The sequence below is a fragment of the Nonomuraea mangrovi genome (genome assembly GCF_042681425.1).
Lineage (GTDB): Bacteria > Actinomycetota > Actinomycetes > Streptosporangiales > Streptosporangiaceae > Nonomuraea > Nonomuraea mangrovi.
Genome location: NZ_JBHUFV010000015.1, coordinates 174871 through 197712, shown reverse-complemented (window position 1 = coordinate 197712; position 22842 = coordinate 174871). Strand labels below are relative to the sequence as shown.

General features: G+C 73.8%; 18 protein-coding genes and 2 riboswitches. Of the genes, 8 read left to right on the top strand and 10 right to left on the bottom strand.

Annotated features, from left to right (window positions below; translation table 11 throughout):
- Positions 1 to 6 precede the first annotated feature (6 nt).
- From ACFSKW_RS08395 to ACFSKW_RS08380, 4 genes are all read left to right on the top strand, one after another.
- A complete protein-coding gene (locus ACFSKW_RS08395; protein WP_379570869.1) occupies positions 7 to 426 on the top strand; it encodes a pyridoxamine 5'-phosphate oxidase family protein in 420 nt (139 codons plus the stop codon).
- Entirely contained in the window at positions 423 to 1628 is a 1206-nt protein-coding gene (cbiE, locus tag ACFSKW_RS08390; protein WP_379570867.1) for a precorrin-6y C5,15-methyltransferase (decarboxylating) subunit CbiE, read from the top strand. Before ACFSKW_RS08395 ends, cbiE begins: the two co-directional genes overlap by 4 nt.
- Positions 1625 to 2371, top strand: coding sequence for a precorrin-4 C(11)-methyltransferase (gene cobM / locus ACFSKW_RS08385; protein ID WP_379570865.1), 747 nt, complete (start codon positions 1625 to 1627; stop codon positions 2369 to 2371). The genes cbiE and cobM overlap by 4 nt, the downstream gene beginning before the upstream one ends.
- Positions 2372 to 2504: 133 nt before the next feature.
- The gene (locus tag ACFSKW_RS08380; protein WP_379570863.1) at positions 2505 to 3230 is read left to right on the top strand and encodes a cobalt-precorrin-6A reductase; all 726 of its coding nucleotides are present in this window, start codon (positions 2505 to 2507) and stop codon (positions 3228 to 3230) included.
- On the opposite strand, the gene ACFSKW_RS08375 is transcribed toward ACFSKW_RS08380, so the two are convergent.
- Genes ACFSKW_RS08375 through cobG form a run of 3 tightly spaced genes read right to left on the bottom strand, consistent with a single transcriptional unit; the run spans position 3218 to position 6608 of the window.
- On the bottom strand, positions 3218 to 4681 hold the full coding sequence (locus ACFSKW_RS08375; protein WP_379571513.1) for a precorrin-2 C(20)-methyltransferase: 1464 nt from the start codon (positions 4679 to 4681) through the stop codon (positions 3218 to 3220). The genes ACFSKW_RS08380 and ACFSKW_RS08375 overlap by 13 nt on opposite strands.
- Positions 4682 to 4686: 5 nt before the next feature.
- Positions 4687 to 5307, bottom strand: coding sequence for a precorrin-8X methylmutase (locus ACFSKW_RS08370; protein ID WP_379570861.1), 621 nt, complete (start codon positions 5305 to 5307; stop codon positions 4687 to 4689).
- On the bottom strand, positions 5304 to 6608 hold the full coding sequence (cobG, locus tag ACFSKW_RS08365) for a precorrin-3B synthase (protein ID WP_379570859.1): 1305 nt from the start codon (positions 6606 to 6608) through the stop codon (positions 5304 to 5306). Before cobG ends, ACFSKW_RS08370 begins: the two co-directional genes overlap by 4 nt.
- A gap of 7 nt (positions 6609 to 6615) precedes the next feature.
- A riboswitch (cobalamin riboswitch) is annotated at positions 6616 to 6806 on the top strand.
- A 38-nt stretch (positions 6807 to 6844) separates the two neighbouring features.
- Between cobG and cobN the strand changes: the two genes are divergently transcribed.
- A complete protein-coding gene (cobN, locus tag ACFSKW_RS08360; protein WP_379570857.1) occupies positions 6845 to 10507 on the top strand; it encodes a cobaltochelatase subunit CobN in 3663 nt (1220 codons plus the stop codon).
- Here cobN and ACFSKW_RS08355 read toward each other — a convergent pair.
- Genes ACFSKW_RS08355 through ACFSKW_RS08330 form a run of 6 tightly spaced genes read right to left on the bottom strand, consistent with a single transcriptional unit; the run spans position 10462 to position 16213 of the window.
- On the bottom strand, positions 10462 to 11922 hold the full coding sequence (locus tag ACFSKW_RS08355; protein WP_379571511.1) for a cobyrinate a,c-diamide synthase: 1461 nt from the start codon (positions 11920 to 11922) through the stop codon (positions 10462 to 10464). The genes cobN and ACFSKW_RS08355 overlap by 46 nt on opposite strands.
- An 8-nt stretch (positions 11923 to 11930) precedes the next feature.
- Positions 11931 to 12533, bottom strand: a complete 603-nt coding sequence (gene cobO / locus ACFSKW_RS08350; RefSeq protein WP_379570855.1) for a cob(I)yrinic acid a,c-diamide adenosyltransferase — start codon at positions 12531 to 12533, stop codon at positions 11931 to 11933.
- Between the two features lies 1 nt (position 12534).
- A complete protein-coding gene (locus ACFSKW_RS08345; RefSeq protein ID WP_379570853.1) occupies positions 12535 to 14634 on the bottom strand; it encodes a VWA domain-containing protein in 2100 nt (699 codons plus the stop codon).
- Positions 14631 to 15224, bottom strand: coding sequence for a histidine phosphatase family protein (locus ACFSKW_RS08340; RefSeq protein ID WP_379570851.1), 594 nt, complete (start codon positions 15222 to 15224; stop codon positions 14631 to 14633). The genes ACFSKW_RS08345 and ACFSKW_RS08340 overlap by 4 nt, the downstream gene beginning before the upstream one ends.
- Before the next feature lie 38 nt (positions 15225 to 15262).
- Positions 15263 to 16012 carry a CbtA family protein gene (locus ACFSKW_RS08335; RefSeq protein ID WP_379570849.1) on the bottom strand — a complete coding sequence of 250 codons (750 nt, stop codon included), beginning with the start codon at positions 16010 to 16012 and terminating at the stop codon, positions 15263 to 15265.
- Positions 16013 to 16021: 9 nt separating this feature from the next.
- Positions 16022 to 16213, bottom strand: a complete 192-nt coding sequence (locus ACFSKW_RS08330) for a CbtB domain-containing protein (RefSeq protein WP_358136434.1) — start codon at positions 16211 to 16213, stop codon at positions 16022 to 16024.
- Between the two features lie 31 nt (positions 16214 to 16244).
- Positions 16245 to 16374: riboswitch (cobalamin riboswitch) on the bottom strand.
- Between the two features lie 188 nt (positions 16375 to 16562).
- Between ACFSKW_RS08330 and ACFSKW_RS08325 the strand changes: the two genes are divergently transcribed.
- The 3 genes from ACFSKW_RS08325 to ACFSKW_RS08315 are packed head-to-tail and all read left to right on the top strand — an operon-like array spanning position 16563 to position 22584.
- On the top strand, positions 16563 to 20693 hold the full coding sequence (locus ACFSKW_RS08325; RefSeq protein WP_379570847.1) for a glycoside hydrolase family 38 N-terminal domain-containing protein: 4131 nt from the start codon (positions 16563 to 16565) through the stop codon (positions 20691 to 20693).
- The gene (locus tag ACFSKW_RS08320; protein ID WP_379570845.1) at positions 20690 to 21598 is read left to right on the top strand and encodes a DUF7158 domain-containing protein; all 909 of its coding nucleotides are present in this window, start codon (positions 20690 to 20692) and stop codon (positions 21596 to 21598) included. Before ACFSKW_RS08325 ends, ACFSKW_RS08320 begins: the two co-directional genes overlap by 4 nt.
- Positions 21598 to 22584, top strand: coding sequence for an ROK family protein (locus ACFSKW_RS08315; RefSeq protein WP_379570843.1), 987 nt, complete (start codon positions 21598 to 21600; stop codon positions 22582 to 22584). The genes ACFSKW_RS08320 and ACFSKW_RS08315 overlap by 1 nt, the downstream gene beginning before the upstream one ends.
- On the opposite strand, the gene ACFSKW_RS08310 is transcribed toward ACFSKW_RS08315, so the two are convergent.
- On the bottom strand, positions 22544 to 22720 hold the full coding sequence (locus ACFSKW_RS08310) for a hypothetical protein (protein ID WP_379570841.1): 177 nt from the start codon (positions 22718 to 22720) through the stop codon (positions 22544 to 22546). The genes ACFSKW_RS08315 and ACFSKW_RS08310 overlap by 41 nt on opposite strands.
- Positions 22721 to 22842 lie beyond the last annotated feature (122 nt).

Here is a 22842-nt window from a genome sequence, read left to right as displayed (position 1 = left end):
CTGACCGTGCACGAGAACCGGACGGAAGGGGCGAAGGTGGATCTGGCCGCGCGGGGAGCGGAGTTCGCCGAGTTCTGGCGGGAGCGGCACCTGTGCACGCTGACCACGCTCAGGCCGGACGGCACGCCGCACGTGGTGCCGGTGGGCGCGACGCTCGACCTGGAGACGGGCATCGCCAGGATCATCACCTCCGGCACCTCGCACAAGGCCCGCGTGCTCGCGGGGAGCGACGGCGCACCCGTGGCGCTGTGCCAGGTCGACGGCCGCCGCTGGTCCACGCTCGAGGGCACGGCCGTGGTGCGCACCGAGCCCGACCAGATCGCCGACGCCGAGGCCCGCTACACCGCCCGCTACAAGCCACCGCGGCCGAACCCCGCCAGGGTGGTCATCGAGATCCACGTCACCAGAGCCATGGGCACGGTGTGATCACCGTCGTCGGCATCGGGGCCGACGGCTGGGACGGCCTGACGTCCCAGGCGCGGCAGGCCGTCACGGAGGCGGGGGTGCTGCTGGGCTCGGCCCGCCAGCTCGACCTGGTCCCCGAGTCCGCCGCCCGGAAGGTCCACTGGCCCTCGCCGCTGCTGCCCGCGCTGCCCGGGCTGCTGGCCGAGTTCGGCGACGCGGGGCTGTGCGTGCTGGCCAGCGGCGACCCGATGTTCTTCGGGATCGGCTCGACACTGGCCAGGCTCGCCGGCCCGGAGAACCTGCGCGTCATGCCGCAGCCGTCCAGCCTGTCGCTGGCCTGCGCGCGCCTCGGCTGGCCGGTCGAGGAGACGACCGTGGTCAGCCTGGTGGGCAGGCCCCTCGACGCGTTGCGGCGCGCCGTACTGCCGGGGAGCCGGCTGCTGGTGCTGACGGCGGACGCGAGCGGGCCCGCCCGCGTGGCGGGACTGCTGAGGGAGCACGGGTACGGCGCGAGCGTCATGCACGTCCTGTCGGACCTCGGTTCCGCCGCCGAGTCACACCTCACGGGCACGGCCGCCGCCTGGGAGCGGGAGGGGTCCGCCCTGTCCGTGGTCGCGGTCGAGTGCGCGGCCGACAAGGGGACGGCGCCGCGCCCGCTGGTGCCAGGACTGCCCGACGACGCCTTCGAGCACGACGGGCAGCTCACCAAACGGGAGGTGCGCGCGGTCAGCGTCGCCCGCCTGGCGCCGCTGCCCGGCGAGCTGCTGTGGGACGTCGGCGCGGGCGCGGGCAGCATCGCGATCGAATGGATGCGCACCCACCCCACGTGCAGGGCGATCGCCGTCGAGAGCGACCCCGAGCGGGCGGCCAGGATCGGGCGGAACGCCGCCGCGCTCGGCGTTCCCGCCCTGCGGATCGTCACAGGGCGGGCGCCCGAGGCGCTGGAGGGGCTGCCCGCCCCTGACGCGGTGTTCGTCGGCGGAGGGGCGACCCGGCCCGGCCTGCTCGAGACGTGCTGGCGGGCCCTGCCGCCCGGCGGCAGGCTGGTGGCCAACGCGGTCACGCTGGAGTCGGAGTCCGTCCTGACCACCTGGTACGGCACGCACGGCGGCGACCTGGTCCGCCTCTCGGTCAGCAGGGCAGGCCCCGTGGGCGGCTTCACCGCCTGGCGGACCATGATGCCGGTGACCATCTGGACAGCGACCAAGGAGAGCGGCGCGTGACCGTCCACTTCATCGGCGCGGGACCCGGCGCGGCCGACCTCGTCACGCTGCGCGGGCTGCGCCTGATCGAGAGCTCCCCCGTGTGCCTGTACGCGGGCTCGCTCGTGCCCGAGGAGCTGCTGGAGTCGTGCCCGCGGGGCGCCCGGCTGGTCGACACCGCGAACCTCACCCTCGACGAGATCGTCGCTGAGCTGGCCGACGCCCACGCCAAGGGGCTCGACGTGGCCAGGCTGCACTCGGGCGACCCCTCTGTCTTCAGCGCGATGGCCGAGCAGATGCGGCGGCTCGACGCGATCGGCGTGCCGTACCAGGTGGTGCCGGGGGTTCCGGCGTTCGCGGCGGCGGCCGCGTCGCTCGGCAGGGAGCTGACCGTGCCGGGCGTCGGCCAGACGATCATCTTGACCAGGACCTCGGCGCGCGCGACGCCGATGCCCGAGGGCGAGGACCTCGCCACGCTGTCGGCGAGCAAGGCCACGATGGTGCTGCACCTGGCCGTGCAGCGGATCGCGGAGGTCGCTGACGAGCTCATCCCCGCCTACGGGGCCGGCTGTCCCGTGGCGGTCGTCGCAAGAGCCAGCCGTGACGACGAACTGGTCATCAAGGGGACGCTGGCCGACATCGCGGACCAGGTGAAGGCGGCGGGCGTGGTCAGGACCGCGGTGATCGTCGTGGGCAGGGTGCTGGCGGCCACGCAGTTCCCCGACAGCCACCTCTACTCCGCCGAACGCTGCCGTCCGCTGTGATCCACACGACGACCCCCACGACGGCTTCCACGACCCTGCCGTGGCGGGTCCGCTCGGCCGTCCCTTCCCTCGGCGGCCCCGTCTCCTTCGGCGGCCCCGTCGGGAAGCCGGGAGCGGCCCGGATGGAGGACGCGTGCGACGGATCCTGATCCTCGGCGGGACGGCCGAGGCGCGGGCGCTCGCGGCGGCGCTCGAAGGCGCCGTCCACGTGGTGTCGTCACTGGCGGGGCGGGTGCGCGAGCCCAGGCTGCCGGTCGGCGACGTGCACGTCGGCGGGTTCGGCGGCCCGGAAGGGCTGGCCGCGTGGGTGTCGGCCAACGGCATCGACGCCGTGGTGGACGCCACGCACCCGTTCGCGCGGCGGATGACGGCCTCGGCCGTCGAGGCGTGCCGTACCGCGGGAGTGCCGCTGCTGGTGCTGCGGCGGCCCGGCTGGGCGCCGCGGCCTGACTGGGTGCTGGTCGACTCGCTGGAGGCCGCCGCGCGGGTGCTGCCCTCCCTGGGCCGCCGCGTGTTCCTGACGACCGGGCGCAGGAGCCTGCCGGTGTTCGCAGGACTAACCGACCTGTGGTTCCTGGCCAGGTCGGTCGACCCGCCCGAGCCGCCGGTGCCCTCCAACGTCCACGTGGTGCTGGCGCGCGGGCCGTACACCGTCGAGGGCGAGCGGGCGCTGATCGGCGAGCACCGCCTCGACGTCCTGGTCACCAAGGACAGCGGCGGCGAGATGACCACCGCGAAACTCACCGCCGCCGGCGAGCTCGGCCTGCCCGTGGTGGTCGTGCGACGGCCGCCGCTGCCCGAAGGGGCGGTGCTGGTGGACAGCGTGGCGGCGGCCGTGGCGTGGGTTCAGGCCGGGTAACGCCTCGGGGTGTAGACGACGCCGTCGCCCGTGACCCGCGTGGTGGAGGAGCCGATGATGAGCAGGCAGCGCATGTCCACCTGCGCGGGATCGAGCTCCCCGAGCGTGGTGACGGTGATCGTCTCCTGCGGCCCGCCGACGTCGCGGCCGATCACCACGGGGGTGGCCGGGTCGCGGTGCTCCATGAGCAGGTCGCGGGCGGCGCCCACCTGCCAGGTACGGCTGCGCGAGGCCGGATTGTAGATCGCCAGCACCAGGTCGGCCACGGCGGCGGCCCGCAGCCGCTCGGCGACGATCTCCCACGGCTTGAGCAGGTCCGACAGGGAGATCACGCAGTAGTCGTGCCCGAGCGGCGCGCCCGCCTTGCTCGCCACGGCGTGCGCGGCCGTCAGACCGGGCACGATCCGCACGGGGACGTCGGGGAAGTCCTCCGCCGCCTCCAGCACCGCGCTGGCCATCGCGAACACGCCTGGATCGCCGGAGGAGACGACCGCCACCCTGCGGCCCTGCCGGGCCAGTTCCAGCGCGTGCGCGGCGCGCTCGGCCTCCACCCTGTTGTCGGTGCGGTGCCTGATCTGGCCCGACCGCTGCGGCACCCTGTCGACGTAGGGGCCGTAGCCGACCAGGTCGGTCGCCTCGGCCAGCACGTGCCGCGCCTCGGGGGTGAGCCACTGCGAGCCCGCGGGCCCGAGCCCCACGACCGCGACCCCGGGTTCCAGACGCTCGTCGTCACGCCCGCCGCCGCTGGGCAGCATCGCCAGCGAGAAGTACGGCACGCTCGCCGGGTCCACGTCCTTCAGCGGCTCGATCCGCTGGTTCGCCGTGGTCGCCCGCTCGACGTACCACGCCTCGTCGAGGCGGCCCGCCTCGGCCAGCGCGTCGCGAACCTTCTCGAAGGTCCTGCCGAGCTTGAGCACCGCCACCGAGTCGGCGTTGCGCAGCTTCTCGGTGATGACGTCGGCAGGGAGCGTGCCCGGCAGCACGGTCAGCGTCTCCTCGTGCTCCACCAGCGGGCGCCCCAGCACGGCCGCCGCGCCCGCCACCGAGGTGACACCAGGCACGACCTCGGTCTCGTAGCGGTGGGCGAGCCGCTTGTGCATGTGCATGTAGGAGCCGTAGAAGAGCGGGTCGCCCTCGCACAGCACCACCACGTCCCTGCCCTCGTCCAGGTGGGCAGCGAGACGCCGCGCGCATTCGGCGTAGAAGTCGTCGAGCGCTCCCTGATAGCCGCCGGGGTGGTCGGTGGTCTCCGTGGTCAGCGGGTACTTGAGCAGCTCCTCGACCTGCCCCTCCCGCATGTACGGCAGCGCGATCGAACGCGCGATGCTCCTGCCGTGCCTGGCGCTGTGATAGGCGATGACGCCCGCCTCGCCGATCAGCCTGGCCGCCTTGACCGTCACCAGCTCGGGGTCCCCGGGACCCAGCCCCACCCCGAACAACCGTCCCGCCACGCCGTTCACTCCCGCTCGTTCGCGATCGCGTTGACCGCGGCCGCCGCCATCGCACTGCCGCCTCTGCGGCCGTGCACCACCAGGTACTCCAGACCGCTGCTCGCCAGCGCCTGCTTCGACTCCGCCGCCCCGATGAAGCCCACGGGGATGCCGAGCACCGCCGCAGGACGCCCCGCGCCCTCCTCGACCAGCTCCAGCAGCCTGAAGAGGGCGGTGGGCGCGTTCCCCACCGCGACGACGGCGCCGTCGAGCCGCTCGCGCCACAGCTCCAGCGCCGCCGCGCTGCGCGTGGTGCCCATCCGCTCGGCCAGCTCCGGCACGCCCGGGTCGCCGAGCGTGCAGATCACCTCGTTGTCCTTCGGCAGGCGGGTCCTCGTGACGCCCGAGGCGACCATCATGGCGTCGCACAGGATCGGCGCGCCCGCGCGCAGGGCCGCCCTCGCCACGGCGACCACGCCCGGCGAGTAGGCCAGGTCGGTGACCAGGTCGGTCATGCCACAGGCGTGGATCATGCGGACGGCCACCTGGGCGATGTCCGCCGGCAGCCCCGCGAGGTCGCTCTCCGCGCGGATGGTGGCGAACGAGCGCCGGTAGATCTCCGCGCCGTCGCGGATGTAGTCGGTCATGTCCCCTCTTCTTCGGTACGGCCCGCGACCCGGTAGCCGGCCGGGGTGGCGACGACGTCGACCACCTCTCCGGCGGGACGGCCGCAGCGCCGCTCGCACCCGGCCCAGTGGACGGGACGGGCCGCAGGTTCGTGGTCCGGCCGCTCGGCCCAGACTCTGGCGTCGAGCTGGACGTCGGCCAAGGATTTCGCGCAGCCAGGGCGGCCCGTGCAGGCGCTGAGCCCGGCCCACGGCGTGCCGGGGACGGTGACCAGGCCCGCCCCGGTGAGCCGGTCCGCGACCTGCTGGACGGCGTCGGGGGCCAGGCCGGGCAGGACGACGGTACGCCATGGGGTGACGCGCGCCTCGGGGGCGGCGTCGGCGAGGACCGCGGCCTGGTGGGCGGTCAGGCGGCCGAGCGGGATCACCACTTCGAGGGCGACGTCGCCGTCGAGCTGCCGGAAGGTCCCCGCATCCCGCACCCCTGCACGCTCCCGGCCCGCCGGGCCCGCCGGATCGGCCGGGCGGGCCGGATCGGTCGGGCCGGTCGGATCGGAGTCACCCGCGGGGCCGGAGTCACCTGCCTGGTCGCTCTGGCCGGGCTCTTCCTGGGCGGCGCCGAACAGGCGGGCCGCGAGCAGGGCGGGGCCGTCCTGGACGTCCCTGACACGCCACGCGCCGCCGTCGCCCAGTTCCATGAAGGCGGAGGCGGCGGCGAGCATCAGCGGGACCACCCCGGCAAGGTCCACGGGCGGGCCCTGCCGTACGCCGCCGAGCAGGAGCACGCCGCCGGAGGCCGAGGTGGCGAGGAAGGTCACGTCGGCGCCGCAGGACAGCACGTCGCCGGTGCCGTCGTCCAGCGCGAAGAGGAAGCGGCCCGAGAGCCCGGCCAGCTCGGGGGTGCCGCACAGCGCGCGATCCAGTGCGCTCACCAGCGGCCGGACGTCCGCGAGCGATGAGGGGACGCGCCCCGCGAGGGGGGAGGCGAGGATGTTGCGCACCCGCTCGTGCGTGGCGGAGGGCAGCAGCCCCGCCGCGGCCATCCGGGCGGCGAAGGCCGGCACGCTGGACGGGTCGGCGGGGTCGGGCGCGCGCAGGCCGCGCACCTGGACGTTCGCGCGGGAGGTCAGCTCGATCACGCCGGATCCGAGCTCGGCGGCGCAGGCGGCCAGCTCCCTCAGCTGGGCCGGCGAGAGCGCTCCGCCCGGGATGCGAACCCTGGCCAGCGCGCCGTCGGCGGCGGTGTGGACCTGGAGTGCCCCGGGGCACGCGTCGGGACCCGCATGTCCCGAAAAGTCGCCAATGTCCGCAGTTATGTCCACGCGGAGGATGGTAACCCGTTCCAAACCCTCTAGTCTGATCGCAGACGAGGGCGACGGAGGAAGCCGGTGCGAAGCCGGCGCGGTCCCGCCACTGTGACCGGGGAGCGAACCCCACCGCAAGGCCACTGTCCGGAGACGGGTGGGAAGGCCGGGGTGAGCGTCGATCCGGGAGCCAGGAGACTCCCGCACTCGTGACACCCGCGACCGGGGCGAGGACCCCGAGGGAGGAGTTCCCTGTGCCCGAGAGCACGGCCGTTCTGCTGCTGTCGACCTCCGACACCGACCTGCTCAGCGCGAGGGCGAGCGGCGCGCCGTACCGGCTCGGAAACCCCGCCAGGCTCACGGTCGACGATCTGCCCGCGCTGGTCGAGAGCGCGGACCTGGTGGTGGTGCGGCTGCTCGGCGGACGCAGGGCCTGGGAGGAGGGGCTCGACCACCTGCTCGCGGGCCCGCGCCCCGTGATCGTGCTGGGCGGCGAGCAGGCGCCCGACGCCGAGCTCATGGAGCTGTCCACGGTCAGCGGCGGCGTCTGCGCCGAGGCGCACGCCTACCTCGCCCACGGCGGCCCGTCGAACCTGGCCGAGCTGCACGCCTTCCTGTCCGACACGGTTCTGCTCACGGGACACGGGTTCGCCGCGCCCGAGCCGACCCCGACCTGGGGGCTTCTCGACAGGGAGCGGCCCGCCGAGGAGCCCGCCGAGGAGCCCGTCGTGGGCGTGCTCTACTACCGGGCGCACCACATGGCGGGCAACACCGGGTTCGTGCGGACGCTCTGCGACGCGATCGAGGACGCGGGCGGCCGGGCGCTGCCGGTCTTCTGCTCCTCGCTGCGTACGGCGGAGCCCGAGCTGCTCGACACGCTGAGGACCGCCGACGCCCTCGTGGTGACCGTGCTCGCCGCGGGAGGCACGCGGCCGGCGACGGCGGGGGCGGGCGGCGACGACGCCGCGTGGGACGTGGGCGCGCTGGCCGAGCTCGACGTGCCGATCCTGCAGGGACTCTGCCTGACCACGAGCAGGCAGGCGTGGGAGGAGAACGACGACGGCCTGTCGCCGCTCGACGCGGCCTCGCAGGTGGCGATCCCCGAGTTCGACGGGCGGATCATCACGGTGCCGTTCTCGTTCAAGGAGGTGGACGAGGACGGGCTGACCGTCTACGCGGCCGACCCCGAACGGGCCGCCCGTGTGGCGGGCACCGCCGTACGGCACGCGCGGCTCAGGCACGTCCCGAACGCCGAGAAGCGACTCGTGGTGATGCTGTCGGCCTACCCGACCAAGCACGCGCGCGTCGGCAACGCGGTCGGCCTCGACACGCCGGCGAGCACGGTGAAACTGCTGGCCAGGCTGGCCGCCGAAGGCTACGACCTGGGCGAGGGCCTGCCGGGCGTCGCGGAGCTGGACGGCGACGCGCTCATCCACGCGCTCATCGCCGCCGGCGGCCAGGACCAGGAGTGGCTGACGGAGGAGCAGCTCGCGGCCAACCCCGTGCGCATCCCCGCCGCCTCCTACACCGCCTGGTACGAGACGCTTCCCGAGGAACTGCGCGCGGCGATGGAACGGCACTGGGGTCCGCCGCCCGGCGAGCTCTTCGTGCACGAGGGCGACATCGTGCTCGCCGCCCTCCAGGCGGGCAACGTCGTGGTGATGGTGCAGCCGCCGCGGGGCTTCGGCGAGAACCCGATCGCGATCTACCACGACCCTGACCTGCCGCCCAGCCACCACTACCTGGCCGCCTACCGGTGGCTGTCGGCGGAGTTCGGCGCGCACGCGATGGTGCACGTCGGCAAGCACGGGAACCTGGAGTGGCTGCCGGGCAAGTCGGCGGGCATGTCGGCCGCGTGCGGGCCCGACGCGGCGCTGGGCGATCTGCCGCTGGTGTACCCGTTCCTGGTGAACGACCCCGGTGAGGGGACCCAGGCGAAGCGGCGGGCGCACGCCGTCCTGGTGGACCACATGGTGCCGCCGATGGCGCGCGCCGAGACCTACGGCGACATCGCGCGGCTGGAGCAGCTCCTGGACGAGCACGCCTCCATCGCGGCGATGGACCCGGCGAAGCTGCCCGCGATCAGGGCGCAGATCTGGACGCTGATCCAGGCGGCGCGGCTCGACCACGACCTGGGGCTGGCCGACCGGCCGCACGACACGGAGTTCGACGACTTCCTGCTGCACGTGGACGGCTGGCTGTGCGAGGTGAAGGACGCGCAGATCCGTGACGGGCTGCACGTGCTGGGAGCCGCGCCCGAGGGCGCGGTGCGCGTCGACCTGGTACTGGCGATGCTGCGGGCCCGGCAGATGTGGGCGGGCACCGAGACGCTGCCTGGTCTGCGCGAGGCGCTGGGCCTCGCGGAGGACGGCTCGGCCGGCCTGGCCGACGTGGACGCGGCCGAGTCGGCCGCCAGGGCGCTCGTGGAGGGCATGGAGGCCCGCGGGTGGGACGTGACGGCGGCAGGGGAGGTAGCGGCATCCGTCCTCGCTCCCGGCTCCGCCCAGGCCGGGGAGGTGGCGGCATCCGTCCTCGCTCCCGGCTCCGCCCGGGAGCGGCGTGAGCTGGTGGCGCGGATCCTGGAGTTCGCCGCCGGCGAGGTCGTCCCCAGGCTGGCAAGGACGGGCGACGAGCTCGACCATCTCCTGCATGCCCTCGACGGCGGCTACGTCCCCGCGGGGCCCAGCGGCTCGCCGCTGCGCGGCCTGATCAACGTGCTGCCCACCGGCAGGAACTTCTACTCCGTCGACCCGCGTGCCGTGCCCAGCAGGCTCGCATGGGAGACGGGCCTGGCGATGGCGGACTCGCTCCTGGCCCGCTACCGCGCCGACACCGGCGAGTGGCCGCGTTCGGTCGGCCTGTCGGTGTGGGGCACCAGCGCCATGCGTACGGCGGGCGACGACGTCGCCGAGGTCCTGGCGCTGCTGGGCGCCAGGCCCGTGTGGGACGACGCGTCCAGGAGGGTCACCCGCCTGGAGCCGATCCCGCTCGAGGAGCTCGCCAGGCCCCGCATCGACGTCACGGTCCGCATCAGCGGCTTCTTCCGCGACGCCTTCCCGCACGTCGTGGCCATGCTGGACGACGCCGTCCGCATGATCGCCGCGCTGGACGAGGCCGACGAGGACAACTACGTCCGCGCCCACGTCGCCGCCGACCTCGGGACGCACGGCGACGAGCGCAGGGCGACGATGCGTGTCTTCGGCTCCAGGCCCGGCGCGTACGGCGCGGGCCTGCTCCCGCTGATCGACAGCCGCAACTGGCGGGACGACGCCGATCTGGCCGAGGTGTACGCCGTGTGGGGCGGCTTCGCCTACGGCCGTGACCTGGACGGCGTGCCCGCACGGCAGGACATGGAGAGCGCCTACCGGCGGATCGCGGTCGCGGCGAAGAACATCGACACACGCGAGCACGACATCGCCGACTCCGACGACTACTTCCAGTACCACGGCGGGATGGTGGCGACCGTACGGGCGCTGACGGGGCGCGCGCCCGCCGCCTACGTCGGCGACAGCACCCGCCCCGACGCCGTGCGCACGCGCACGCTGTCGGAGGAGACGTCGCGGATCTTCAGGGCGCGCGTGGTGAACCCGAACTGGCTGGCCGCGATGCGGCGGCACGGCTACAAGGGCGCGTTCGAGCTGGCCGCGACCGTGGACTACCTGTTCGGCTTCGACGCCACGACGGGGGTGATCGCGGACTGGATGTACGACAAGCTCACGCAGACGTACGTGCTCGACCCCGTGAACAGGGAGTTCATGGAGAAGTCGAACCCGTGGGCGCTGCACGGCATCGCCGAACGGCTGCTGGAGGCGGCCGAGCGGGGGATGTGGGAGCACCCAGACCCTGACGTGCTGCGCGAGCTCCAGGAGGCCTATCTCAAGGCGGAGGGCGATCTGGAGGACGACACCAGCCGCTGAGCGAGCAGCGGGCTGCCCGCCCAGTGGAGGTGCAGGTAGGAGGCGGTCACCAGCGGGTCTCCGTGGCCGTCTCCGCCGCCCTCCCACCGGAAGAGGGGCTCGCCTGCGACGGTCACGGCCGTCCTGTGGAACTCGTGGCCGCGATAGCGCTCGCCCGCGCGGGTGAGCAGGGAGTCGCGGGTGGCCGTGGCGTCGCGGTAGCCGAGGGTCAGCCTGGGCGTCATTTCCGCCTTCGCCGCGATTTTTCCGCACATGGGGTGGTCGTCGAGGCTCTCGCACAGGTACAGCAGGCCCGCGCACTCCGCCGCGATCGGGCCGCCGAAGGCGGCGATCTCCCGCTTGAGCGGCTCGTTGGCGGCGAGGTCGGCCGCGTACATCTCGGGGAAGCCACCGCCGATCACGACGGCGGCCGTGCCCTCGGGCAGCGCCTCGTCGCGCAGCGGGTCGAACGTCACCGCCTCCGCGCCCGCCGCCCTGAGCAGCTCGGCGTGCTCGGCGTACCCGAACGTGAACGCCGCTCCCCCCGCCACGGCCACCACCGGCCCCGTTCCCTTGGCCGCTCCCGCTGCGACCCCCGGTCCCTGCCGCGCTGTGCCCGCCGGGCTCGGCCCGGTGCCGGGTACCGTCGTGCCCGCCAGGCTCGAACCGGTCCCTGGTCGATGGAGGGCCCCCGCCGGGCTCGGACCGGTCCCTGGCCGATGGAGGGCGCCGGCCGGGCTCCACGCTCGTCCGTCCAGCGGGAACGCCGTCCGCGCCAGCCGTAGCAGCGCCTCCAGATCGCACGAGCGGGCCACCAGCTCGCCCAGCCGGTCCACGGCGGCCACCGCCTCGCTCCCCCGTTCGGCGGCGGGGATCAGCCCCAGGTGGCGTGAAGGGGTCGACACCGCGTCGTCCCGCCTGATCGCCCCCAGCACCGGCGTCCCCGTGGCCGCCAGCGCCGACCTGCAGAGTTCCTCGTGCCGCTCGGAGCCCACCCGGTTGAGGATGACTCCACCCACCCGCACGCGAGGGTCGAACGTGGCGAAACCATGCACGACGGCCGCCACCGACCTGCTCTGCCGCGCCGCGTCCACGACCAGCACGACGGGCGCGTCCAGGAGCCTGGCGACGTGCGCGGTGGAGGCGAAGTCCGTGTCCGCTCTGCCGTCGAACAGGCCCATCACGCCTTCGACCACCGCGACGTCCGCGCCCGCCGCCCCGTGCAGGAACAGCGGCGCCACCCGCTCCTCGCCGGTCAGCCAGGGGTCGAGGTTGCGGCCCGGCAGGCCCGTCGCCAGCGCGTGGTAGCCGGGGTCGATGTAGTCGGGCCCGACCTTGTGCGGCGAGACCCGCAGCCCGCGCGCCCGCAGCGCCGCCATGAGCCCCGTCGCCACGGTCGTCTTGCCGCTCCCCGAGGCCGGCGCGGCGATCACCAGGCGCGGAACTACCACTCGATGCCCTTCTGCCCCTTCTGGCCCGCGTCCATGGGGTGCTTGACCTTGCCCATCTCGGTCACCAGATCGGCCGCCGCGAGCAGCTTCTCCGGCGCGTCCCTGCCGGTGATCACCACGTGCTGGTTCCCCGTACGGCCGGCGAGCGTGTCCACCACGTCGTCGAGGTCCAGCCAGCCCCATTTGATCGGGTAGGTGAACTCGTCGAGCACGTAGAACCGGTAGGCCTCGGCCTCCAGGTCGCGCTTGATCTGCCGCCAGCCCTCCAGGGCGTCAGCCGCGTGGTCCTCCTCCGCACCGGGACGCTGGATCCACGACCAGCCCTCGCCCATCTTGTGCCAGGTCACGGGCCCGCCCTCGCCGGAGTCGCCGAGGACGCGCAGGGCCCGCTCCTCGCCGATGCGCCATTTGGCCGATTTCACGAACTGGAACACGCCGATCGGCCAGCCCTGGTTCCACGCCCGCAGCGCCATCCCGAACGCGGCCGTCGACTTGCCCTTGCCGGGTCCCGTGTGAACGATCAGCAGCGGCCTGTTCCTGCGCTGCCGGGTGGTGAGGCCGTCGTCGGGGACGACCTCCGGCTTGCCCTGCGGCATGTCAGCTCGCCCTTCTGTAGTCGCGGATGAGGTCGTCCATCCCGTCGAGCGGGATGAGCCTGGCGCGCAGTCTGGTCGCCAGGCGTGCGGCCAGGCCGAGCCTCACCGGCCCTGACTCGCAGTCGACGACGACGCTCGCCGTGCCGGTGAGCAGGGCCGCGGCGCGGTCCACATCGCCGCCCGAGGTGGCGCGGCCGTCGGTCACCACCACCAGCAGCGGCCTGCGGTCGGGGTCGCGCATGCGTTCCACGCGCAGCACCTCGGCGGCGCGCGCCAGGCCCGCCGCCAGCGGCGTGCGCCCGCCGGTCGGCAGCGCGCGCAGCCTCGCCGCGCCCGCCTCGACCGACGAGGTCGGCGGCAGCGCCACCTCGGCGGCGCTGCCCCTGAACGTGACCATGCCGACCTTGTCGCGCCGCTGGTAGGCGTCGAGCAGCAGGCTCAGGACCGCGGTCTTGACGGCGGTCATCCGCCTGCGCGCGGCCATGGATCCGCTGGCGTCGACGACGAAGAGCACCAGGTTGCCCTCCCTGCCCTCCTTGACCGTCTCGCGCAGGTCCTCCTGGCGGATGAGCAGGCCGGGGGCGGAGCGTCCGCGTTCCTTCTGGTACGGCGCGGCGGCGACGAGCGTGGCGGTGAGATGGAGCGAGCGCAGCGGGCCATGGGGGGCACGGGAGCCTGTGGTGCGGCCGTGCGGGGTGCGGGCGCGCGACCGCCTGCCGGACGCGCCGTCGCCGAGGCCCTCCACCTTCAGCCACGGCACCCGGTACGGCGCCGCCACCCCGGCCACCTGGATCCGGCCTTCCTGGTCTTCGGCTCCTGCGGGGCTCTCGTGCGGCCCTGACGCCTCCCGTGGGCGCGAGTCGCCGCGGGGCTCGCCCGCGGGGGCTCCGTCCGCCGCCTGGGTGTCGCCGCCGGATGTCGCGTCCCCGCGCCGCCCGCCGTCGGCCCGCCCGTGGCCCTGCCCGCCCTCGCCCTGACCCTCGTCCTGCCCGTCGCCCTGACCGCCGTCGCCGTCGGGACCGCCCGTGGGGTCGTCCCCCGTCGGGGGCGGGGTGTCGGGGTCGGAGTCGTCGTCGGGGTGCTCGTCCTCGGAGGTCCTGGCCAGCAGCTCCTCCAGGAGCCGCTCGTCCAGTCCGGGCGCGTCGAACGGGTCGCGCCGCCGCCGGTGCGGCAGCGACAGCCTGGCCGCCACCCGCACGTCCTCGGTCGTCACCACCCTCGAACCCCGCCAGGCGGCATGCGCGACGGCGGCGTTCGCCGTGACCAGGTCGGCGCGCAGGCCGTCCACCTCGAACGCCGCGCACACCTCCGCGATCTGCCGCAGGCGGGCGTCAGGCAACTCCACCGCCCGGAGACGGTCCCTGGCCGCCGCGATCCCCGCCGCCAGCTCCGCCTCCTGCGCCGTCCACCGCGCCGCGAACGCTCGCGGGTCGGCGTCGTGAGCCATGCGCCGCCGTACCACCTCGGCCCGTTCCGACGGCTCTCGCGACGCCCGCACCTCCACCGTCAGCCCGAACCGGTCCAGGAGCTGGGGCCGCAGCTCGCCCTCCTCCGGGTTCATGGTGCCGACCAGCAGGAATCTGGCCGCGTGCCGGACGGAGACGGCCTCCCGTTCGACGTAGCAGGTGCCGAGCGCGGCGGCGTCGAGCAGCAGGTCCACCAGGTGGTCGTGCAGGAGGTTGACCTCGTCCACGTAGAGCACGCCCCTGTGGGCGGCGGCCAGCAGGCCCGGCTCGAACGCCTTGACCCCCTCCGTGAGCGCCCGTTCCAGGTCCAGCGAGCCCACCAGCCGGTCCTCCGACGCTCCCACCGGCAGCTCCACCAGCGTCGCCGCCCTGGTCACCGCCTGCTCGCCCGGCTCGTGCGGCCCGTCGGGACACTCGGGGTCCGGCGCGGAAGGATCACACGCGAACCTGCACGCCGCCGGCACCTCCACCGGCGGCAGCTGCGCGGCCAGCGCTCTGACGATCGTGGACTTCGCCGTGCCCTTCTCGCCTCTGACGAGCACGCCGCCCACGCGGGGGGAGACGGCGTTGAGCACCAGCGCCAGCTTGAGATCGTCCAGGCCGACGACGGCGCTGAAGGGATAGGTGGCGGTCACGGTGCGGCCTTCCGGTTGACGTACCCGATCCGCCAGCCCTCCGGGGTGGCGGACAACTGCGTGAGAGAAAGAGGGGCGAGATCGAAACGCGCGGCGACGAGAGGCCCGACTCCGAGGGCGTGCCCCACCGCCGCCCGTACGGCGCCGACATCGCACACGACCATCGCGCGCAGGGCGCCCAGGCCCGCGCCGGGGGCGGGAACCTGCTCGCGCGGGTGGTCGTCAGGGACTGCGGCGTCGCGGAGTCCTTCCAGCCAGCGGACGACCCGGGCCGCCGCGTGGCTGTGGGACTCGGCGCCGTGGGGCGCCGCGCCGGGGTCGGCGAGCCAGCGCGCGAAGGACTCAGGGTCCGCCTGGGCGACCTCCTCGTACGGCAGGCCGCGCCACCTCCCGTAGTCCGGTTCGGCCAGCTCGGGCACGACCACGGGCTCGAACCCGAGCGCCGCGGCGGTCTCCTGCGCGGCCCGGCCCGGGGCGACGAACGCCGTTCCCCCGGGTCCCTCGGGGAGCGTCCCTGCCAGGAGGTGGGCGGCGTCAAGGCTTGACGGGTCGGCACGTTCCTCCCCCGTGGGGAAGCGCGCGCCACGCATGCCGACCGTCAAGGCATGCCGGACGAACAGCACTCTGGTCAGCTGACCCGTGCCTTCACGCGTTCGCCCGCCGCGGCGAACAACAGCCCGAACGCCGCCCAGAACACCAGCTGGGTGCCGAGGGAGGCGACTCTGAAGTCCCACAGCAGGGCGGCGGGGAAGCCGGCCGGCACCTCGTCGACGCGCGGGAGGAGCGCCCACGCGGCGATCACAGGCACCAGGAAGGTGGCCCCTGCCACCAGGCCCTTCGCCCACACCCCGGGCACGGTGACCCTGCGGGCGGCGGCGACGGCGATCGCGATGGAGGCGAGGCCGACGAGGACCATGACGACGTAGAGGACCGTCCTCGAGTTGATCGTTTCAGGGTCGCCCACAGCGGGGGGGTTGGCCGGATATTTCAGGAAGGGGACAAGGATGATGGCGCCGAAGGCGGCCGCCGCGGCGGCGACGGCCAGCCCGGGCTCCGACCTGGGCCCCACCCTGCCGCGCAGCCCGGCGAAGACGAGGGCGAAGACGCCGCCCACCGCCACGCCGTACAGGCCGGTTGCGAGGAAGAGCCCGGCCTTCTGCACCGGTCTGCTGACCACGGCCTCTTCGCCGTGATCGTGGGAGGCCGCCGCGCCGTCGTCGTGCCCGTGCGGCTCCGAGGGAGCGGCGGACGCGGCCGCCTCTTCGAGGGCGATGGCGGCGTCGACGCGCGGCTCACCCACGAAAAAGGCGAACGCGCCCGCGACGAGTCCGGCCAGCAGGCCCACGAGCAGGCCCCTGACCACCAGGGTTCTCACCACGGCCGTGCCTCAGTGGCAGGGCACGCCGAGCAGATGACGCCCGTCGTGCATGAGCTCGTGCAGGAACGTGCCGGTCTGCGAGATCGCGCCGTTGTCCATCAGGACGAGGTACGCGAGCAGCATCAGGACGGGCACGGCCAGCAGCCAGCGCGTGAGACGGTGGAGCGGAATAGCGGTTACGGACGTGGACAGACCACTCATGTGAAGCCTCCTCAGGGATGACGCGTCCCGCTGGTCGAGGTCGCGGCGGTCAGGTGACCTGGCTCCCGAGGGTTGTATTCCCGGATACAGTGGCGCGTCCGCACCGGCATCTCACCGGATTTCCCCTGAGTCGCCGCGAAATCTACCGGAACGTATCCCTTTCTGTGGTTCTCGTCAACATCGCCCTGTTCTTGGAGCCCATGCTTCCCGGGCGCGGAGCCTCCCGAGCCTGAACGCCGTTCCAGGATCTCCTGGCCCGCGAGGCGGACGGTTCGCCGGGTTCCGGGGGGTTCGTGAGCAAGTGGTCACGGCTATGACAACGTTGCCATTGATCTTGATAGGACCTAGGGTGACGGCGACAGCCCCCAAGGACGCCGAGGGAGACCCCGTGCCCGTTCGCCTGTTGTCCGCCGAGTCGACCGACCTTTTCGTGGGGACGGACGCGCAGCCGTACCAGGTCCTCAGGGTCACCGCCGAGCAGGGCGAGCACGACACCGGCCTGGAGGTGCGCGGTGAGGGGATCGCGGGCCACGCGATCGTGCCCGCGGGCGAGGGAACCGTCGTGGTGGAGGTTCCGCTCGAGGTGAGCGCCCCGGTGGGAAGCACGCTCCACTGCCACGTGAGCGCGGCGGGCAGCGAGATCGCCGCCGAGGTGACCGTCGAGGAGCCCGGCTGGACGATGCACATGGTGTCGCACTTCCACTACGACCCCGTCTGGTGGAACACGCAGGCGGCCTACACCAGCCCGTGGGAGCTGCTGTCGGGTGACGCGACGACCAGGCCGCTGTGGGAGCGCAACGCGTTCGCGCTGGTGGAGGCGCACCTGGCGCTGGCCGCGCGGGACCCCGACTACAAGTTCGTGCTCGCCGAGATCGACTATCTGAAGCCGTTCTTCGACATCCACCCCGAGCGCAGGGCCGACCTGCGCCGCCTCATGGCCGAGGGCAGGGTCGAGCTGATGGGCGGCACCTACAACGAGCCCAACACCAACCTGACCGGCGCCGAGACCACGATCCGCAACATCGTGTACGGCATCGGCTACCAGCGCGACATCCTCGGCGGCGAGCCCCGGACGGCGTGGCAGCTCGACGCGTTCGGCCACGACCCGCAGTTCCCCGGCTACCTGGCCGCCGCGGGCCTGACGGGCAGCGCGTGGGCACGCGGGCCCTTCCACCAGTGGGGCCCGATCAGCAAGAACTTCAGGCAGGCCAAGAACGACGCCACGCTGATGCAGTTCCCGAGCGAGTTCGAGTGGATCTCGCCGTCGGGGCTGGGGGTCGTGACGCACTACATGCCCGCGCACTACTCGGCGGGCTGGTGGATGGACTCCTCGGCGACGCTGGAGGAGGCGATGACGGCGGTCCACGAGCTGTTCGCGAGCCTCAAGCCCGTCGCGGCCACCAAGAACGTGCTGCTGCCCGTCGGCACCGACTACACCCCGCCGAACAAGTGGGTGACCGAGATCCACAGGGAGTGGGCCGCCCGCTACGTGTGGCCGAAGTTCGTCTGCGCGGTGCCGCACGACTTCTTCGAGGCGGTGAAGGCCGCGACGAGCACGTTCAGCCCGCAGACACGCGACATGAACCCCATCTACACCGGCAAGGACGTCTCGTACATCGACACCAAGCAGGCCCAGCGCGCCGCCGAGGTGGCCGCGCTCGACGCCGAGCGGCTCGCCGCGTTCGCGTCGCTGCTGGGTCTCGGCCGCTACCCGCACGCGGCGCTGGACAAGGTGTGGCGGCAGCTCGCCTACGGCGCGCACCACGACGCGATCACCGGTTCCGAGTCCGACCAGGTCTACGTCGACCTGCTCACCGGCTGGCGCGAGGCGTACGACCTGGCCGCCGACGCCCGCGACCGCGCCCTCGACGCGCTGCTGGGGCGCGTGGCCGTGGACGGCCGCTCTGTCGTCGTCACCAACACGCTCTCCTTCGCCCGCGACGGCCTGGTCAGGGTACGGCTGGAGCCGGGGCTGCGGGTGGACGCCCCCTCGGTCGTCGAGGACGGCACGCACGTCTTCCTCGCCGAGGACGTGCCCGCGCTCGGCTGGCGGGCCTACCAGGTGATCGAAGGCGACGCCGACGGGTGGCAGCCGATCGAGGGCCACACCATCGAGAGCGGGCGCTGGCGCGTCACCGCCGACCCCGCGCGGGGCGGCGGCCTGACCTCCCTCATCAGGGACGGCCGCGAGCTGCTGACCGGCCTCGGCAACGAGCTGCGGCTCTACGACGAGTACCCGCAGCACCCCGACATGGGCGAGGGCCCCTGGCACCTCATCCCCACGGGCGCGATCACCGGCACCGGCACCACCACCGCCACCGTGAGAGCCGAGACCAGCCCGCTCGGCTCCCGCCTGATCGTCACCGGCGAGATCGGCGACCTGTCCTACGAGCAGGTCGTCACGCTCAGGGACGAGCGGGTCGAGTTCGCCACCCGCGTCCTCGACCACGCCGGCGCCGACCGGCTGCTCAGGGTTCGCTTCCCCGCCCAGGTGCGGGGTGCGCTGCCCGTCTCCGACGTCGCGGGCGCGGTCGTCGGACGCGGATTCGCCCTGCCGGACGTCGACAGCGCCGAGCACCCATGGACGCTGGACAACCCCGCCAACACCTGGTTCGGCCTGTCGTCCACCGCCCGCGTCGACCTGGGCGGGGCCGGGGCCCGCGCGATCGGCGTGGCGGAGATCGTCGTCCGCTCCCACGAGGAGGCGGCCGCCGCCCGCGACCTGGTGGTGGCACTGGCCAGGGTGGGCGTGACCGCCACGACCTCCTCGGCGTCCGGCTCCAGGTACGGCTGGCTCGACGTCGACTCCAACCTGCCCGACGTGCGCATCATCCTCGGCGGCCCCGGCACCAACCCGCTGGCCGCCGAGCTGCTGTCGCGCAGCGACCCCGCCTTCCTCGACGCGCTCGAGGCGGGCGCGAGCCGGGTGTGGGTGCCCGCCGAGAAGCCGCTGGCCGAGGTGTGGCAGCCGAGCGCCGACCTGCGGGACGTGCGCGCCCTGCCCGCGCTGATCGTGACCGACCCGGCCGACCAGCTGCTGGACGGGGCGGTCATCCACGCCCTGTGCCCCGTCGGAGGCGAGGAGCTGGAGGACAGGACGGTCGCCCTCCTCACGTACGGCCTGCCGGGCTTCGCCGTCGACCCTTCGGGGGCGCTGCACCTGTCGCTGATGCGCTCGTGCACCGGCTGGCCCTCGGGCGTGTGGCTGGATCCGCCCCGCCGTACGACACCTGACGGATCGGGGTTCCAGCTACAGCACTGGACGCACGAGTTCTCCTACGCGCTGGCGGCGGGCGACGGCGACTGGCGCGCGCTCGGCCTGCCCGCGGCGGGACAGGAGTTCAGCACGCCGCTGCTGCCCCGCGTGCTCCCCGCCCAGGGCGGCGACCTGCCGCCGCTGCACTCGCTGCTGCGGGTGGACCCGCCGCGTGAGGTGCTGTTCAGCACGGTCAAGGCCACGGGTAACCCGCTCGCACACGGCGTCTCGGCGGAACAGGACGGGGTGACGATCAGGCTGACCGAGTCGACGGGCCTGGGCGCGACAGCCTCACTGCACTCGCCCGTCCTCGACCTGGACGGCCTGGTCCGCTCCGACCTGCTCGAAGGCCCCGGCACACAGGACACGCTCTCCCTGGCGGGCGCCGAGGTCGCCACCTTCGTGGCCCCCGCGCCCCTCGACCGGTCGAGCGGGGTCCTCGGCGCGACCGCCGAGATCGCCCAGCCGGTCTACAGCCGCTACTGGCTGCACAACAAGGGGCCCGCCCCGCTCGGCTACCTCCCCGTGAGCCTGGCCGCCTCCCCCGGCCTCGTCACCTCCGCGGGCCCGTTCGAGATGGACGTCGTCGTCTCCTCCCACCTCGTGGACGCGCCCCACGAGGGCGTGGTGACGCTGGAGCTGCCCGACGGCTGGACCGCCGAGCCGTCCCGGCGCGTCTTCCGCCTCGAACCGGGCGGCCACGCCCGCTTCCCGTTCACCGTCACTCCCGGCGAGGGCCAGGGTCTGCACTTCGTGACCGTCCGCACCCAGGTGGGCGGTCAGGTGATCGAGGACGCCGTCACCGTCGCGCTCGGCGACGCCCCCGAGCTGCCCGCGCCCATCGAGTCCGTGCCAGGGGACGGGGAGGCCGCGCAGGGGACCAGGGCGGACGAAGGCAGGCCGACAGGGCTGTCGGTCACCGCCGTCACCGAGGAGCTCCGCCTGCGTCCCGGTGACCGGGCCGCCCTGACCATACGCCTGGCCAACACCACCGCGGGGCCCATCCGCGGCGAGGCCCAGCTCGCCTCCCCGTGGGGCACGTGGGAGCTGCTCCCCTCCGTCGTCCAAGGCTTCGAGGTGGCCCCGGGCGCGGAGGTGGACGTCTCCTTCCCCGTCTCGGTCCCGCCCGACGCCCCCGAGGTCCGCTCCTGGGCGCTGGCCAAGATCATGTGGTACGGCAGATGCCAGTACACGCCCGCCGTCCGCGTGGAGGTCGCGCGATGACCCATTCCCACCCCGCTCACGTCCACGGGGCCGTGATCGGAACGGTCGACGGGCACGCCGTCCCCCGCGACCTCCTGGACGCCCGCCTGCGCGGCCTGCGGGAAGGGCCGCTCAGCGCCGCCCTGCCCGCGCCCGGCAGCTCCGAGGACAGGCAGATGGCCCGCTGGTTGACGCAGGTCATCCTGACGGAGGTGCTGTGCGAGCACGAGGCGCTTGCCAGGGGTCTCGCGCCGCTCGAAGGCCCGGCGCTCGACCGCCTCGCCGCCGTCGAGCTGGGCTCCATCAACGCCTCCGCCTACAACGGCAGCCCGTGGGTCCGCGCCGTCCACCGTTCCGTGACCGCGTCGGCGCGCGTCCCCGCCGCGTGGTCGCCGCCGCCGCGGGAACCCTCCCCGCCCCTCCATCTGGTACGGCACGGGCTCTACGCCGACGAGCGCGCCGCCGCCGACGCCACCCCCGACGACCTGGAGCCGCTCGGGGCGATCTCCCTCGACACGCTGCCCTCCGCGATCGCGGCCGCGTTGCGGAGCCTGCCGTACGGGACGCAGGCCGGGCCGGTCAGGGACCCGCTCGGCTGGCACGTGGCCATCGCCCGTCCCGCCCCCGCTTCCGCCCCTGCCGCCGGTCTAGCCGCGGCTTCCGCCCCCGCCCCCGCCCCCGACGTCGCTCCCGTGCCCGCCCCGGCTTCCGCTTCCGTGCCCGCTTCTGTGCCCGCTTCTGTGCCCGCTTCTGTGCCCGCCTCCGCGCCTGCGGGCGGTTCGGCTGACGCGGAGCTCGTGGCGGCGGCCGGGCGGCGGGCGTTCGCCCGCTGGCTGGACGTGCAGCGGGCGGCGCGGGTGGAGCTCGTCCCCGGCCTCGAACATCCTGGCGACCCTCGCCAGCCCGACAACCACCACAAACACTGATGACCTACGTACTCGCCATCGACATCGGTGGCACCAAGCTCGCGGCGGCCCTCGTCGACCGCGAAGGCGCCGTCCTGCGCTCGGCCACGCGCCCGACGCCTCGTGAGGACGTCTTCGACGCGCTCGCCCTGCTCATCGCCGAGATGGTGGCCGAAGGGCCGGTGCCCGTCGCGGTCGGGATCGGCTGCGCGGGCCCGCTCAACCTGGCCGTGGGAACGGTGAGCCCGGTCAACATCACCACCTGGAGGGACTTCCCCCTGAGGGAACGGGTGCGGGAGCTCACCGGGCTGCCGACCGTGCTGGCGGGGGACGCGCAGTGCTTCGCGCTCGGCGAGCACTGGCTCGGCACCGGCGCCGAGAGCCGGTCGATGCTGGGCATCGTGGTCTCGACGGGCATCGGCGGTGGGCTGGTCATCGACGGTGCGCCGCTGCTCGGCCCCACCGGCAACGCCGGACATGTCGGGCACATGACGGTCGACCCCGACGGCGACCCGTGCGCGTGCGGGAGCCGCGGATGCGTCGAGCGGTACGCCAGCGGCCCCAACCTGGTCCGCTGGGCCACCGAGAACGGCTGGACCCCCTCACCCGCCGACTCCGGCCCCGCGGTCGGCGGGACGGAGGCGACCGGGGAGGTCGTGCCGGACGGGGCGATGCTGGCCAGGGACGCCGCGGCGGGCCACCCCGTGGCGGTCGCGGCGTTCGGGCGGGGCGCCCGCGCGCTGGCCGCGATGATCGTCTCGACGGCGGCCGCGGTCGAGGTGACACACGTGGTCATCGGCGGCGGCGTCGCCAACGCCGGTCCGATCCTCTTCGACCCGCTGCGCCGCGCCATGGACGAGCTGGCCGGCCTCGACTTCGTCAAGCGCGTCGAGATCCGCCGCTCCCGGCTGGGCGTCCGGGCCGCGCTGGCCGGTGCCGCCAAGCTGGCGTGGACGGCGGGCCGGCCTACTGCCGCTCCGCCGCCTGAGCCTCACGACGCTCGATGATCCGCCGCGTGAAGGGAATGACCTCCACGAGCTTCGCCCCGAAATAGGCGCCGACGAAGGCCAGCACCACGAGGACGACCGGGCTCGTGGAGAAGCCGTTCACGGCCACGAAGACATGCAGGATCGATTCGAGCATCGGCATAAGTGGACTCCGGGGGAAGAACCAGACAGAGGACTCACCATAACCGCCGTCCAAGCATGGTCGTCGCGGTTTACACCTGTCTCTCCCGCCACGGTCCTATCCCCCGTGACGGCTAC